Raw genomic sequence first — 14,449 nt, forward strand, 5'->3', positions numbered from 1 at the left:
CAGCAGGCACCCTCCCCGTCCGCTGCCCGCCGCTCTGCGCCCGTAGGGCGCGAGACGCAGGGAGAGCCGAAGCGCCCGGGAGGGTCGAAGCACCCAGCAGATCCGACACCACTGAGACCGGCGGAGGCCCTGCGTCCCCTACGCCCCCTGCGTCCTCTACGCCGCCAGCGGCTGCGCGCCGGGGCTCTGGCGCAGCCCCGCGTCGCGCAGGAGGCGCCGGGCGGCGCGGCGGCCGGAGAGGAGGGCGCCCTGGACGGTGCTGGTGTCGCGGTGGTCGCCGCAGACGTAGAGGCCCTGCATGATCCGCACCGGCCGGCGCAGGTCGTGCGGTGCGGTCATCGCGGGCAGCGCTTGCGCGTCGTGGTGGACGGCGAGCAGCTCCCACCCGGCCGTGGACGTGCCGTACAGCTCCGCGAGGTGGGCTCGGACGGCGATGTCGTCCGGCGCGGGGGTGGCGGCACGGCCCAGCAGCACCGACGTGACCAGGGCGCGGCCCACGGGAGCGCGGGTCGGGTCGACCAGGCTGGCCGGGAACGTGTGCGAGACGGGGCCGCGCCGGTCCCCGTCGAGTACGAGCGTGGGCTGCTTCAGCGGCGCCGACGGCGCGGCGTGGTGCAGGACGGTGACGCCGTGGAAGGCGGGCAGGCGCAGCCCGGGCAGCAGTCCGGCCGCCGCACCGGCCCCGGTGGCGACGACCACGGCGCGGCAGGGGATCTCGTCGCCGCCCTCGGTGCGGACGCCGTTCGTGGCCGCGGCGACGGCCCGCACCCCGGTGCGGACCGTGCCGGCCGGCAGCGCGGCCGCGAGTGCCTGCGGCACCGTCGCCGCGCCGCCGGCCGGCAGGCATGTGCGGCCGAGGGCGAAGCCGCGCAGGACCAGGTCGGCGACCCGGCTGGACGTCGTGAGGTCGGGGTCGCAGAGCAGTGCGGACAGCAGCGGCCGCAGGTACCCGTCCACCGTGCGGGGTGCGAAGCCGCGCGAGGCCAGGGCGGCGGCGGCCGTGGACTCCGGGCGCTCCATCAGGCGCTCCGCGGGCGCGTCGGCAAGGCGGTTGAGGGCCGTCCGCAACCGGGCCTTGTCCAGGGGCGAGCCGATCGGCGCGCGGGCCGCCGCGAGCGCGGCGCGCGGATCGCCGACGCGGTAGCCGCGTCCGGCGGACCGCACCAGGACCCCGGGCGCCAGCGGCCGCAGCTGCAGCCCCCGTAGTTCCGGGATGCGGCCAAGCTCCGGATAGGAGCTGTTGAGCAGCTGCGGCCCGCGGTCCAGGAGGAAGCCGTCGACCTTCTCGGTGGCCATCCGGCCACCGACCCGGTCCTCGGCCTCGAGCACGGTGACGGTGAGTCCCGCATCGCTGAGGTGACGTGCCGCGGAGAGACCGGCGAGGCCGGCCCCTATCACGCACACGTCCGTTCGTGAACCCGTAGAGCGTGCTGTAGAGAGCACGATGCCCCTCCCCGAGGTCGGCACGTTTCCCCGCTCGCGTCAGCTGGCGCTGGAACCGTCATGCCCACTACCGCGCCAAGTGATGCCGGAAAACGGCGGCGGGTGGCATTCAGTGCCTTTCTTCGGCCAGCGCGGCGCGGATCGCCTCGTCGATCCCGGGGTGGGCCCAGCGGAACCCGGAGTCCAGCAGCACGCGCGGCACCGCACGGGTGCTGCCGAGGATCTCGGTGGCGAACTCCCCGACCACCGCCCGCAACACGGGTCCGGGAACCGCGAAGACCGTGGGCCGGCGCAGCACCCGTCCCATCGCGCGGGTCACTTCGGCGTTGGTCAGCGCCTCGGGCGCGCACATGTTGACCGGCCCGGAGACGGAGTCGGTGTCGACGATGTGCCGCAGCGCCGCGATCTGGTCGTGCAGCGAGATGAAGCTCCAGTACTGGCGTCCGTCACCGAGCCGGCCGCCCAGACCCGCCTGGAAGAGCGGGAAGAGCCGGCCCCACGCGCCGCCCCTGCCGGAGACGACCAGGCCGGTACGGGCGAAGGCGGTGCGCACACCGGCGTCACGGGCCGGCTCGGCCGCGGCCTCCCAGTCGCGGCACACGGATGCGAGGAAGCCGGTGCCGAGCGGGGCGCCCTCGTCGACCCGGCGGTCACCGGTGTCGCCGTACGCGGTGATGCCGGAGCCGCTCACCAGCAACCGCGGCGGGGTGTCCAGGGAGGCGAGGGCCCGCGCGAGGGTGGCGGTGCCCCGCACGCGGCTGTCACGGATGGTCCGCCTGTACGCGTCCGTCCAGCGGTGGTCGCCGACTCCGGCGCCCGCGAGGTGGACGACGGCCTCCACGCCCTCGAGCGCCGCGATGTCGACGGTGCCGCCCTGCGGGTCCCAGCGCACCTCGCCCGGCCCCGACGGCTCCCGCCTGACGAGGCGTAGGACCTCGTGCCGGTCGGAGCGCAGGGAGCGGACCAGGGTGGAGCCGATGAGGCCGGACGAGCCGGTGATGGCGATGCGCATGGTGCCATCGTCGCGCGGAACGGCCCTGCAGGTGTGGGAGGGTGATGCTCATGTCCGAGATACGTGTGCGCCCGGCCCTGCTCTCCGACGACCCCGAGCTCGCCCGGCTGGACCGGGTGACCTGGTCGACCCTGCATGCGGTGCGGCCGCCGCTGGGGGAGAACGAGGACTTCTTCAGCGAGCACTCGGGGCCGGACACTTTCCTGCTGGCGGAGATCGACGGCCGGCTCGCGGGCTTCATCAAGATGGTGCCGCCCACGCCGCTGGCCTCCAACGCCCATGTGCGCCAGATCCGGGGCCTGGCGGTCGACACCTGGGCGCGGGGCCGCGGGGTGGGGCTGGAACTCGTCCTGGCCGCCGTGGCGTGGGCCCGTCGGCAGGGCGCGCTGCGCGTCACGCTGCGGGTGCTGGGCCACAACACCCCGGCCCGGCGGCTGTACGAGGCGGCCGGCTTCACTGTGGAGGGCGTCCTGCCGGGGGAGTTCTTCCTGGACGGTGCCTATGTGGACGACGTGTGCATGGGGCGCCTCGTCTGACGGCCACCGGTCCGCATACGCGGCGGCGCGGGGCGCCCGGAGTCCGGCGCCGGGCACGCGTCGCGGGCCGGCTCAGCCGAAGCGTTCCCAGAGCCGGGGGAACCGTTCCGCCACCGCGGCCTGGTTCTCGAAGTCGATGTAATCGCCCTCCGGCTCGGCGGGCTGCGGCGGCAGCTCCAGGTCCGGCATCCGGACCCCGGTGAGCTGCTCGTACGCCTCGTCCGCCGCGTAGCCGAGGTCCTCGGCGTCGCCGTCGACCTCCGGATCGAAGGAGCCGGCCAGCTCCGCGAGATGGTCCGGGTCGTGCAGGGCCCCCTCGAAGACGTGCCGGCCCTGGCCGATGAGCCAGCACCGGAAGAAGTCGAACGCGTCGTCGCCGGCGCTCCCCAGCATCAGGTCGGCGGCGCCCCACACGTCCCAGCGGTAGGCCCGGTTGAAGCGGCTCTCGAAGTGCCGCGCGAAGTCGACGACGGACTCCGGGTCGAGCCGGGTCAGCCGTTCCACCAGCAGGTCGGCGTGTTCCTCCGGGTCGCCCCCCGCTGCCTGACGCGTGCTGTCCACGATCTCCCAGAACTCCGTCTCGTCCATCACCGCTCCAGCATGGCTGGCCGCGGCCCTCCCGCGCACGCGGGACACGGCTGTGCGGCCCTCAGGCGTAGCGGGCGGCCATGGCGCGGGCGGCGGCGGCCAGGCGCTCGCGCAGGGCGTCCGGGGCGAGCACCTCGGCGTCGGGGCCGAGGGAGAGGAGTTGTTCGCAGGCGACGTCCTGGCTCTCGACGGGGAGTGTGAGGGTCACCCGCCCCCGCGGGTCCGGCGGCGCGGCCGCGGCGAGGGCCTCGCGCGCGGCGGCGCGGTCGGTTACGTACGGCAGGCGGCGGGCGCCGCGGGGCGTGAGGCGCACGACGACCTCCTCGCGCAGCATGGAGCGGGCGAATGCGGCGGCGCGGGCCTCCCAGAACGCGGGCAGGTCGAAGCCCTGGTCTCTGACGAAACGATCCTCCGTGGGCTCCGCCGCGGTGAACCGGTCCGCCCGGTAGACCCTGAGGTCCGCGCCGCAGCGCGCCACCGCGTACCAGACGCCGCCCTTGAGCACGAGGCCGTACGGGTCCAGCTCGCGCTCCACCTCCTCCTCCCCGCGCCGGTACCGGGCCCGCAGCCGCCGGTCTCCCCACACGGCCGCGGCGAGCGCGGGCAGCAGCGGTGGCGTCTGCGGTTCCTGCCACCAGCCGGGCGCGTCCAGGTGGAAGCGCTGGGCCGCCGAGTGCGGCGCGTCGCGCAGCTCGGGCATCAGGGCGGCCGAGACCTTCAGCCGGGCCGAGGAGCCCGCGTCGTGCAGCCCCATGGCTCGCAGGGCGGCGGGCACCCCCGAGAGGAAGAGCGCCTCCGCCTCCGCGCGGGCCAGCCCGGTCAGCCGGGTGCGGTAGCCGTCGACCAGGCGGTAGCCGCCGGCGCGCCCGCGCTCGGCGTAGACCGGCACCCCGGCTTCGGACAGGGCCAGCACGTCCCGGCCGACCGTGCGCTCGGACACCTCCAGGGCCGCGGCGAGCTCGGCCGCCGTCATCGACTCGCGGGACTGGAGCAGGAGGACGAGGTGGATGAGCCGGGCCGCACGCATCCTCCGAGGCTATGCGGTCGCCCCGGGGCCATGGTGCCGGGCCGTCCGGGAAGGGCGGGTCCACAAAGGCCGAGGCCCCAGCCCGGGAAGGGCTGGGGCCTCGGCCGTCGTACGGTCCCGCGAGGACTCCGGTCGGTTACAGACCGAGGTCGCCCTCGAACTCGCCAACCTCGAGACGGGCCTTGACGTCGTTCAGGTAGCGGGCGGCGTCCGCGCCGTCGACCAGCTGGTGGTCGTACGACAGGGTCAGGTACGCCACGTCGCGGATCGCGATGGTCTCACCCAGGTCCGGGTGGTTGACGACCATCGGGCGGCGCACGGTGGCGCCGATGCCGAGCTCGGCGACCTGCGGGTAGTTCACGATGATCGTGTCGAACAGCGCACCGCGCGAACCGGTGTTGCTGATCGTGAACGTGCCGCCGGACAGGTCGTCCGGGCTGATCTTCTTGTTGCGGACCTTGCCGGCCAGCTCCGCGGTCTTCTTGGCGATGCCGGCCAGGCTCAGGTCGCCGGCGCCCTTGATGACCGGGACCATCAGGCCCTGCTCGGAGTCCACCGCGATGCCCACGTTCTCGACATCGTGGTAGGTGACGGTGCCGTCGTCGTTGATCTTGGCGTTGATGACCGGGTGGGCCTTCAGCGCCTCGGCGGCGGCCTTGACGAAGAACGGCATCGGCGAGAGCTTGACGCCTTCGCGGGCCAGGAAGGACTCCTTGGCCCGGGCCCGCAGCTTCATGATCTTGGTGACGTCCACCTCGACCACGGTCGACAGCTGCGCCTGGCTGTGCAGGGCCTTCATCATGTTCTCGGCGATGACCTTGCGGATGCGGGTCATCTTCACCGTCTGCCCGCGCAGCGCGGCGGCCGCGGCCGGAACCGCGACGCCCGCGGACGGGGCCGGGGCGGCCGGCGCGACGGCGGCCTTGGCGGCCTCGGCGGCGGCCAGGACGTCCTGCTTGCGGATGCGGCCACCGACACCGGTGCCCTTGACCGCGGCGAGGTCCACGCCGTTCTCGGCGGCGAGCTTGCGCACCAGCGGGGTCACGTACGCGCCCTCGTCGGTGGGCGCCGTGGCCGCGGGAGCGGCCGGGGCAGGCGCGACGGGAGCCGGGGCCGGGGGAGCGGCCGGAGCAGCCGGCGCGGCGGCGACCGGAGCGGGCGCGGGAGCCGGGGCAGCGGCCGGGGCGGGGGCCGGAGCCGGTGCGGCCGGGGCAGGGGCAGGGGCGGCGGGAGCCGGGGCGGCCGCGGGCGCGGCACCGGCGGCGCCGATGACGGCGAGCTTGGCGCCGACCTCGGCGGTCTCGTCCTCACCGACGAGGATCTCCAGCAGGGTGCCGGCGACCGGCGACGGGATCTCGGTGTCGACCTTGTCCGTGGAGACCTCGAGCAGCGGCTCGTCGGCCTCGACGCTCTCGCCGACCGACTTCAGCCAGCGGGTGACGGTGCCCTCGGTCACCGACTCGCCCAGGGCCGGCAGCAGCACCGGGGTGCCCTCGGCACCACCGGCAGGAGCCGCGGCCGGGGCGGCAGCGGGGGCGGGGGCCTCGGCGACGGGCGCCGGAGCCTCCTGCACCGGAGCCGGCGCGGGGGCCGCGGCGGCGGCCGGGGCGGGGGCGGCAGCGGGGGCGCCCGTGCCGTCGTCGATGACGGCCAGCTCTGCGCCGACCTCCACCGTCTCGTCCTCGGCCACCTTGATGGAGGAGAGGATGCCGGAGGCGGGCGCCGGGATCTCGGTGTCGACCTTGTCGGTCGACACCTCGAGCAGCGGCTCGTCGGCCTCGACGCGTTCACCCTCGGCCTTGAGCCAGCGGGTGACGGTGCCCTCGGACACGCTCTCGCCGAGCGCCGGCAGGGTTACGGAAACCGCCATGGTTTCGGTTGCTCCTAACGATCTGTGCGGATGGTTGCGCGTGTCCGTGGGTCAGTCGTGCGAGTGCAGCGGCTTGCCGGCCAGCGCGAGGTGGGCCTCGCCGAGGGCCTCGCTCTGCGTCGGGTGCGCGTGGATGAGCTGGGCGACCTCCGCGGGCAGGGCCTCCCAGTTGTAGACCAGCTGGGCCTCGCCGACCTGCTCGCCCATGCGGTCACCGACCATGTGGACGCCGACCACCGCACCGTCGCGAACCTGGACGAGCTTGATCTCGCCCGCGGTCTTGAGGATCTTGCTCTTGCCGTTGCCGGCCAGGTTGTACTTCAGGGTGACGACCTTGTCGGCGCCGTACAGTTCCTTGGCCTTGGCCTCGGAGATGCCCACGGAGGCGACCTCCGGGTGGCAGTACGTGACGCGCGGCACGCCGTCGTAGTCGATCGGCACCGTCTTCAGGCCGGCCAGCCGCTCCGCGACGAGGATGCCCTCGGCGAAGCCGACGTGGGCCAGCTGCAGGGTCGGGACGAGGTCGCCGACGGCGGAGATGGTGGGCACGTTGGTGCGCATGTACTCGTCGACGAGGACGTAGCCGCGGTCCATGGCGACCCCGGCCTCCTCGTAGCCCAGGCCCTGGGAGACCGGGCCGCGGCCGACGGCCACGAGCAGGACCTCGGCCTCGAACTCCTTGCCGTCGGCCAGGGTGACCTTGACGCCGTCGGCGGTGTACTCGGCCTTGGAGAAGAAGGTGCCGAGGTTGAACTTGATGCCCCGCTTGCGGAAGGCGCGCTCGAGCAGCTTGGAGCTGTTCTCGTCCTCGGCCGGCACGAGGTGCGGCAGGCCCTCGACGATGGTGACGTCGGCCCCGAAGGACTTCCACGCCGAGGCGAACTCGACGCCGATGACGCCGCCGCCGAGGATGATCGCCGACCTCGGCACGCGGTCCAGGACCAGCGCGTGGTCGGAGGAGATGATGCGGTCGCCGTCGATGGCCAGGCCCGGCAGCGACTTCGGCACGGAGCCCGTCGCCAGCAGCACATGGCGGCCGGTGTAGCGCTGGCCGTTGACATCCACGGAGGTGGGGGAGGAGAGCCGGCCCTCACCGGTCACATAGGTGACCTTGCGGGAGGCCACGAGGCCCTGCAGGCCCTTGTACAGGCCCGAGATGACGTCGTCCTTGTACTTGTGGACCCCGGCGATGTCGATGCCCTCGAAAGAGGCCTTGACGCCGAACTGCTCGGCCTCGCGGGCCTGGTCCGCGATCTCACCGGCGTGCAGCAGAGCCTTCGTGGGGATGCAGCCGCGGTGCAGGCAGGTGCCGCCGAGCTTGTCCTTCTCGATCAGGGCGACGTCCAGACCGAGCTGCGCCGCACGCAGCGCCGCGGCGTAGCCGCCGCTGCCGCCACCGAGGATCACTAGGTCGAAAACGGTGCTGGCGTCGTTCGCCACGTCACGTCCTCCATGCATGGATACGCCGGAGCCGGTCCGTCGTGACCGGGCGGCGGCTTTTGTTCGGCCGCTTCTTATACGGGGCCCTGTCGTGCCGAGACAACATCTTCGCACCTGTTCGGGGCGGACGAGGCACCGGGCCGGTCTCTGGGGCGCGCGGAACGCGCCCGGCCGGGGCTACTCGCCCGTATCCCCAACGGAATACGGAGCGGTCCCACTCTTTGCTCGCTCTTGGCGAACGCGTACGGCCCCGGATGCCATACCCGGGGCCGTACGGAATGTGCCGAGGCTTACACCGCCGTCACAGGAGCTCGCCCGCGCCCGCCTTCTCGGCCACGCGCACCAGGGTGCGGATGGCGGAGCCGGTGCCGCCCTTGGGGGTGTAGCCGAAGGGGCCCGACTCGTTGAAGGCGGGGCCCGCGATGTCCAGGTGGGCCCAGGTGATGCCCTCGCCGACGAACTCCTTGAGGAACAGGCCGGCCGCCAGGCCGCCGCCCATGCGCTCGCCCATGTTCGAGATGTCCGCGGTGGCGGAGTCCAGCGGCTTGCGCAGGTGCGTCGGCAGCGGCATCGGCCAGGACTGCTCGCCGACCTCGGTCGCGATCTCGTGCAGGGAGGTGCGGAAGGCGTCGTCGTTGGCCATGACGCCGAAGATGCGGTGGCCCAGGGCCAGCACCATGGCGCCGGTCAGGGTCGCCACGTCGATGATCGCGTCGGGCTTCTCCTCCGAGGCGCGGGTGATCGCGTCGGCCATCACCAGACGGCCCTCGGCGTCGGTGTTGAGCACCTCGACGGTCTTGCCGCCGTACATCCGCAGCACGTCGCCGGGACGGGCGGCGCTGCCCGAGGGCATGTTCTCGGCGAGCGCCAGCCAGCCGGTGACGTTGACGGGAAGACCCAGGCGCGCGGCGGCGACCACGGTGGACAGCACGGCCGCGGCGCCGCTCATGTCGCACTTCATCGTCTCGTTGTGGCCGGCCGGCTTCAGGGAGATGCCGCCCGAGTCGTAGGTGATGCCCTTGCCGACCAGCGCCAGGTGCTTGGCGTTCCGGCCCTTGGCGCCCGTGTAGGCGATCTTCACCAGGCGGGGCGGGTTCGCCGAGCCCTGGCCGACGCCCATGATGCCGCCGTAGCCGCCCTTGACCAGCGCCTTCTCGTCCAGGACCTCGATCTTGAGGCCGTGCTCCTTGGCGGCCTCCTGCGCGACGGCGGCGAAGGACTTCGGGTGGAGGTCGTTCGGCGGCATGTTGATCAGGTCGCGGGCGCGGTTGACCTCGGCCGCGATGACGGTGGCCCGCTCGACGGCGGCCTTGTGCGCCTTGTCCCGCGGCTTCGCGCCGACCAGCGCGACCTCGGCGACCGGCGCCTTGCCGTTGGACGACTGGTACGCGGTGTACGCGTACGCGCCGAGCAGGGCGCCCTCGGCGAGCGCCTGCACGGCGTCCGCGTCCTGCACCGGAAGGGCGTAGGCGGCCTTCTTCGACCCGGCCAGCGCGCGGGCGGCGGCGCCGGCGGCCTTGCGCAGCGCCTCGGTGTCGTAGGCGGCGCCGTCGGCGGGGCCCTCGCCGAGTCCGACGGCCAGCACGACCGAGGACTTCAGGCCGTTCGGAGCGGGGAGCTTGGTCACCTCACCCTCAGCGCCGGAGGCACCCAGCGTCTCGAGCGTCGCGGCGAGCCGGCCGGAGAAGGCCTTGTCCACCGCCTCCGCCCCGGCGGCGACCTCGGGGCCCTTGGCTCCCTTGGTCACACCGACGACGACGGCGTCAGCGCGCAGCGCTGCCGCGGAGGAGGTGCTGAGAGTCAGTGCAGTCACGGTGATGCGGATCCTGTTCCTTCGGGGTCCAATACTTGACGCCGGACTCCGTCCGGCTCCCCATGGTGTCCCGCTGCCGGGCGTCTTTCGCGGCGACGGGACGGGGGTACAGCATCGACCTTACGCTCACTGCTGTCACTTGCGCCCACGGCCTGCGCCGATGGCGGCGAAGGCTGGGGTTTTCCCTTGGCGGCGCGCCCGCGCGGCCTCCCCCACCGGACGCCGCCGCCCGGTGCTGCGGCGGGAGTTGGGGTACGCCGGCGCCGCGCAGGGTCGCCGCCGGCTCTCAGCCCACGGTCAGCACCAGCAGCGCGGTCGTCGCCGCGGTCTCGCACAACGCGCCGAAGACGTCACCGGTGACGCCGCCCAGGCGCCGGCGGCACCGCCGCAGGAGCACTTCCGCGGACGCCAGCGCCAGCACCGCCGCCGCCGAGCAGCGCACCGCGTCCGGCAGGCCGAAGGCGGCCCCGCAGGCGGCGCAGAGGGCCACTGTCAGCGCTGCGACCGCCCAGGCGGCACGGGCGGGCACGGCGCCGGCCACGGCCGCGCCGAGGCCGCCCGGCCGGGCCGGGGGCACAGCGCTGCGGCAGGCCAGCGTCATCGCGGCGCGGGCGGTGAACCCGGCCAAGGCGGCGGCCACCGCGCCCCTGGTCCAGGAGTGGCCGTACAGCTCGGCGAGCGCCGCGACCTGGGCCAGCAGGACGAGGACGAGGGTGAGCACGCCGAAGGGCCCGATGTCGGACTGCTTCATGACGCGCAGCGCGTCCTCGGCGGGCTTGCCGCTGCCCAGGCCGTCGGCGGTGTCGGCGAGCCCGTCCAGGTGCAGTCCGCGGGTCAGGGCGGCCGGAACGGCGGCGCTCGCGACCGCGGCGAGCAGCGGCCCCGCACCCAGGAGCAGCAGCAGGCCGCCGGCCGCCGCCGCGCACGCTCCGACGACCAGTCCGGCCAGCGGCGCCCAGAGCATCCCGGCACGGGCCGCCGGGCGGTCCCAGCGGCCCACCCGGACCCGCAGCACCGTCAGCGTGCCGAAGGCGAAGCGCAGTCCGTCTGCCGCCGTCACCGCCGTTGTCGCGGCGGGAGCGGGCAGGGGCGGGGAGCCGGGGACCGGGTCGGGTCCGAGAGCAGGGCCGGAGCCGGGGTCGGCGGTCATGGTCCGCAGGGTAACCGCCGAGCCGGAACCGTATAGTGCCGCGTACGGGGCGAATACGGAGCAATCGGCATGAGTGACTGGTGGTACCGCAACATCATCGAGCCGGGAAAGCTGCCGCTGCTCCTCGCCCTGGGCGCGTTCGTGCTGACCTTCCTGGTCACCCGGGTGATCACGCGTCTCATCCGGGCCGGCAGGGGCCCCTTCCGCAACCTCTCCTCCGGCGGCACCCACATCCACCACGTGGTGCCCGGGATCATCCTCATGACGATCGGTGGCTTCGGGGGCGTGGCCAGCGCCTCACGGGGATTCGGCGCCTACCTCTCGGCGGTCCTGTTCGGCGCCGGAGCGGGCCTCGTGCTCGACGAGTTCGCGCTCGTGCTCTACCTCGACGACGTGTACTGGAGTGATCGCGGCCGCAAGAGCGTCGAGGCCGTCGTCGTCACTTTCTCCGTCGTCCTGATGATGCTCTGCGGCCTGGTCCCCTTCGGCGTCGACGCGATCACCCCGGACGAGCAGCAGAACCGCGTCTCGGTGATCCTCACGATCGCCGTCAACTTCCTGTTCGTCCTCGTCGCCCTCGTCAAGGGCAAGCTGCGTTCGGCTGTTCTCGGTGTCTTCGTGCCGTTCGTCGCCTTGTACGCCGCTCTGCGGTTGGCGCGTCCCGATTCGTTGTGGGCCGAGCGGGTCTATGCGCGCAGGCCGCGGACGGCTCGGCGGGCCGAGGCGCGTGCGGCGCGACATGACGCGCGGTGGGCGGTGCCGTTGCGGCGCGTGCAGGACTGGATCGGTGGTTTCCGTGAGCATTGAGCGGGAGCCGGGCGCGGCGCGCCGCCCGGCCCGGCGGGCGGCGCGTCAGTGACGTTCGGGGAGCTCCGCCGACAGGGCGGCCGCCGCCTTCAGCAGGGGAAGCGCCAGCAGCGCCCCGGTGCCCTCACCCACCGTCACCTTCTGATCCAGCAGCGGCTCGATGGAGAGCCGGTCCAGCGCTTTGGTCTGCGCCGGCTCACCGCTGGCCTGCCCGGCCAGCCACCAGTCCGGAGCCCGGAAGGCGATCCGCTGCGCGACCAGCGCGCACGCCGCCGACACCACGCCGTCCAGCACCACCGGAAGCTTCCGCACCGAGGCCTGCAGCAGGAAACCGGTGATCGCCGCCATGTCGGCGCCGCCGACCGCCGCCAGCAGCTCCAACTGGTCGCCCAGCACGGGCCTGGCCCGGCGCAACGCGTCACGGATCGCCGCGCACTTGCGCATCCAGGCGATGTCGTCGATGCCCGAACCGCGGCCGGTCACCACCGAGGCGTCCGTGCCGCACAGCGCCGCGATCAGCACCCCGGCCACCGTGGTGCCGCCGACGCTGAGATCACCGAGAAGCACCAGATCCGTGCCGGAGTCCGCCTCCTCGTCCGCGACGGCCATGCCGGCCCGGAACGCCGCCTCGGCCTCCTCGGCCGTCAGCGCGTCCTCCAGGTCGATCCGGCCGGAGCCGCGCCGCACCCGGTGCGCCGTCACGTCGGCGGGCAGCTCGTCGGCCTGGACGTCCACGCCCATGTCCACCACCCGGACCACGGCACCGTGCTGACGGGCGAGCACATTGACCGGTGAGGCCCCGTCCAGGACCCGCCGCACCAACTCCACAGCGGTGCCCTCCGCGCGGGCCGACACCTTCAGCGCCGCCACCCCGTGATCCGCGGCGAAGAGCACCACCTTGGGGCGCTCGATGGGGCGTACGGTCGCCGTGCCCTGGGCCGCCGCCAGCCAGTCGGCCAGCTCCGCCAGCCCGCCCAGCGCGCTCGCCGGGCGAACCAGCCGCTGCCAACGGTCGTGTGCGTCGCGGCGCACACCGGCGTCCGGGCGCTCCACCAGGGTCGCGAAGTCATCGAGGTTCAGACCGCTCACGGGGTCGAACACTACCGGGGCACGGCACTCGCGGCCGCCCCAGAACGCCGTCCCGCCCCACGGGCCGTCGGCCACGGGGCGGTACGCGGGCGGTGGGCGGCCGGGGGCGCCCGCAGGCCGGGCGCTCGGGCGGGAGGGCGGGGGCACCGCCGGCCGAGGTCAGCCGCGCAGCGCCAGCACCTGTCCCGCGACCACCAGCACCACGTGCTCGGACTCCTCGGCCAGCGCGACGTTCAGCCGCCCCAGCTCGTCCCGGAACCTGCGCCCGCTGGCCGTGGCCGGCACGACCCCGGAGCCGACCTCGTTGCTGACCGCCACGACCGTGCGGCGGGTCGCCCGCCAGGCCGCCGCCAGCTCCGTGACGCGGCGGCGCAGTTCTCGCTCGGCGCCCTGCGCCCACCGTTCGTCGTCCCACGCGCCCAGTTCGTCCATGGTGTGCGTCAGCCACAGCGACAGGCAGTCGATCAGCAGCGCCCGCCCGTCCCCCTCGGCCAGCAGCGGCACCAGGTCGCAGGTCTCCACCGTCTGCCAGGACGGCGGACGCCGCTCCTGGTGCAGCGCCACCCGCTCCGCCCACTCGGCGTCACCGCCCCGGGTCCCGCCGGTGGCCGCGTACACCACACCGGGGAAGCCCATGAGCCGCCGCTCGGCCTCCACCGACTTTCCCGAACGCGCTCCGCCCAGCACCAGGGTGCGCCGCGGCACGTCGGGCACCTCGTGGAGGTCGCCCACCGTCAGTGTCGTGCCGTCCGGCACCGCCCGTACGCCGAGCGGGGCCAGGCGCCGCCGCAGTTGCGGGCCGGGGTGGACACGGTGGTCGAGGTGGAGGGCGACGACGTCGGTGGTGTGCCCGACCGCCCCGGCCGCGCGCAGCCGCGCCAGCGCCTCCGGCCGGCCCACGGCGTCCAGCAGCACCAGGTCATACGGCTCCATGGCCTCGGGCAGCCCTGCGGGCGCGCACTGCGGCGGCAGGTACAGCAGGCGCTCGCCGTCCGGGCCCGTCACCTCGTACCCGGAGCCGGGCGCGTCGAGCGGCACCGACCGCACCCGGTGCCCGGTCAGCAGGGTGATCTCCTGCCCCGGCGCGAGCCGGCCCGGCGCGGGCAGACCCGCCGGGATCTCCACGGCAGGCCCGTCGTGCGGGTGCGACAGCAGCACCTGGCGGACCGCGGCGAGGGAGTGGCCGGAGCGCGCCGCCGTGAACGCGAGACCCGGCGTCAGGTCGAGCAGCAGGACCCCGTCCACCAGCAGCGAGGTCGCAGCCCGTGCGTGGGCGCCCACCGCCGTCGCGCACGCGGCGCACGGGCAGCCGGGGAGGGGCAGGCCGTCGGGGCCCCCGGTGCCGAGCAGAGTCAGTTCCACGTGCAGATCCTCTCGCGTCCGCGCACGCTACGCTGCCGGGCAGGCACCCCCAGGGACGAGGAGACGGACATGGCGTGGACGTGGCGTTTCGAGAAGGCCGACGGCACGGAGGTCACCCCCGCGGTCGAGCCCGAGGAGTTCACGACGCAAGGTGACGCCGAGTCATGGATCGGCGAGGTCTGGAAGGACCTCCTCCAGGGCGGCGCCGACCAGGTCCACCTCTTCGACGACGGCACGAAGGTCTACGGCCCGATGAGCCTGCACGCCGACGAGTAGAGCCCGTGCCGCCTGCGGCCGCGAGAGCCGGCGGCC

At 74.2% G+C, this 14,449-nt stretch carries 13 protein-coding genes; 3 read left to right on the forward strand and 10 right to left on the reverse strand.

Annotated features, from left to right (window positions below):
* Positions 1-156: 156 nt before the first annotated feature.
* Complete coding sequence (locus AC3ET4_RS05190; RefSeq protein ID WP_431946368.1) at positions 157-1,398, reverse strand: NAD(P)/FAD-dependent oxidoreductase; 1,242 nt, start codon at positions 1,396-1,398, stop codon at positions 157-159.
* Positions 1,399-1,552: 154 nt separating this feature from the next.
* Positions 1,553-2,455 carry a TIGR01777 family oxidoreductase gene (locus AC3ET4_RS05195; RefSeq protein WP_431946370.1) on the reverse strand — a complete coding sequence of 301 codons (903 nt, stop codon included), beginning with the start codon at positions 2,453-2,455 and terminating at the stop codon, positions 1,553-1,555.
* Positions 2,456-2,505: 50 nt separating this feature from the next.
* On the opposite strand from AC3ET4_RS05195, the gene AC3ET4_RS05200 reads away from it, so the two are divergent.
* Complete coding sequence (locus AC3ET4_RS05200; RefSeq protein WP_431946372.1) at positions 2,506-2,991, forward strand: GNAT family N-acetyltransferase; 486 nt, start codon at positions 2,506-2,508, stop codon at positions 2,989-2,991.
* A 72-nt stretch (positions 2,992-3,063) separates the two neighbouring features.
* Here the strand turns inward: AC3ET4_RS05200 and AC3ET4_RS05205 are convergent, their stop codons facing one another.
* From AC3ET4_RS05205 to AC3ET4_RS05230, 6 genes are all read right to left on the reverse strand, one after another.
* The gene (locus AC3ET4_RS05205; RefSeq protein WP_431946374.1) at positions 3,064-3,579 is read right to left on the reverse strand and encodes a DUF4240 domain-containing protein; all 516 of its coding nucleotides are present in this window, start codon (positions 3,577-3,579) and stop codon (positions 3,064-3,066) included.
* Positions 3,580-3,640: 61 nt separating this feature from the next.
* Positions 3,641-4,606 carry a helix-turn-helix transcriptional regulator gene (locus AC3ET4_RS05210; protein ID WP_431946376.1) on the reverse strand — a complete coding sequence of 322 codons (966 nt, stop codon included), beginning with the start codon at positions 4,604-4,606 and terminating at the stop codon, positions 3,641-3,643.
* Positions 4,607-4,742: 136 nt separating this feature from the next.
* A complete protein-coding gene (gene sucB, locus AC3ET4_RS05215; RefSeq protein WP_431946378.1) occupies positions 4,743-6,476 on the reverse strand; it encodes a 2-oxoglutarate dehydrogenase, E2 component, dihydrolipoamide succinyltransferase in 1,734 nt (577 codons plus the stop codon).
* A gap of 51 nt (positions 6,477-6,527) precedes the next feature.
* Positions 6,528-7,916, reverse strand: coding sequence for a dihydrolipoyl dehydrogenase (gene lpdA, locus AC3ET4_RS05220; protein WP_431946380.1), 1,389 nt, complete (start codon positions 7,914-7,916; stop codon positions 6,528-6,530).
* Between the two features lie 301 nt (positions 7,917-8,217).
* Positions 8,218-9,729, reverse strand: a complete 1,512-nt coding sequence (locus tag AC3ET4_RS05225) for a leucyl aminopeptidase (RefSeq protein ID WP_431946382.1) — start codon at positions 9,727-9,729, stop codon at positions 8,218-8,220.
* A 286-nt stretch (positions 9,730-10,015) separates the two neighbouring features.
* Entirely contained in the window at positions 10,016-10,879 is an 864-nt protein-coding gene (locus tag AC3ET4_RS05230; RefSeq protein WP_431946384.1) for an adenosylcobinamide-GDP ribazoletransferase, read from the reverse strand.
* 69 nt (positions 10,880-10,948) lie between these two features.
* On the opposite strand from AC3ET4_RS05230, the gene AC3ET4_RS05235 reads away from it, so the two are divergent.
* A complete protein-coding gene (locus AC3ET4_RS05235; protein ID WP_431946386.1) occupies positions 10,949-11,686 on the forward strand; it encodes a hypothetical protein in 738 nt (245 codons plus the stop codon).
* A 45-nt stretch (positions 11,687-11,731) separates the two neighbouring features.
* Here AC3ET4_RS05235 and cobT read toward each other — a convergent pair whose 3' ends face one another.
* Both cobT and AC3ET4_RS05245 read right to left on the reverse strand, forming a co-directional pair.
* The gene (gene cobT, locus AC3ET4_RS05240) at positions 11,732-12,775 is read right to left on the reverse strand and encodes a nicotinate-nucleotide--dimethylbenzimidazole phosphoribosyltransferase (protein ID WP_431946388.1); all 1,044 of its coding nucleotides are present in this window, start codon (positions 12,773-12,775) and stop codon (positions 11,732-11,734) included.
* A 159-nt stretch (positions 12,776-12,934) separates the two neighbouring features.
* Positions 12,935-14,137 carry a bifunctional adenosylcobinamide kinase/adenosylcobinamide-phosphate guanylyltransferase gene (locus AC3ET4_RS05245; RefSeq protein ID WP_431946390.1) on the reverse strand — a complete coding sequence of 401 codons (1,203 nt, stop codon included), beginning with the start codon at positions 14,135-14,137 and terminating at the stop codon, positions 12,935-12,937.
* Between the two features lie 69 nt (positions 14,138-14,206).
* Between AC3ET4_RS05245 and AC3ET4_RS05250 the strand changes: the two genes are divergently transcribed.
* Positions 14,207-14,413, forward strand: a complete 207-nt coding sequence (locus tag AC3ET4_RS05250; protein ID WP_431946392.1) for a hypothetical protein — start codon at positions 14,207-14,209, stop codon at positions 14,411-14,413.
* Positions 14,414-14,449: the final 36 nt, after the last annotated feature.

It is taken from the genome of Actinacidiphila sp. bgisy167, assembly GCF_057707665.1.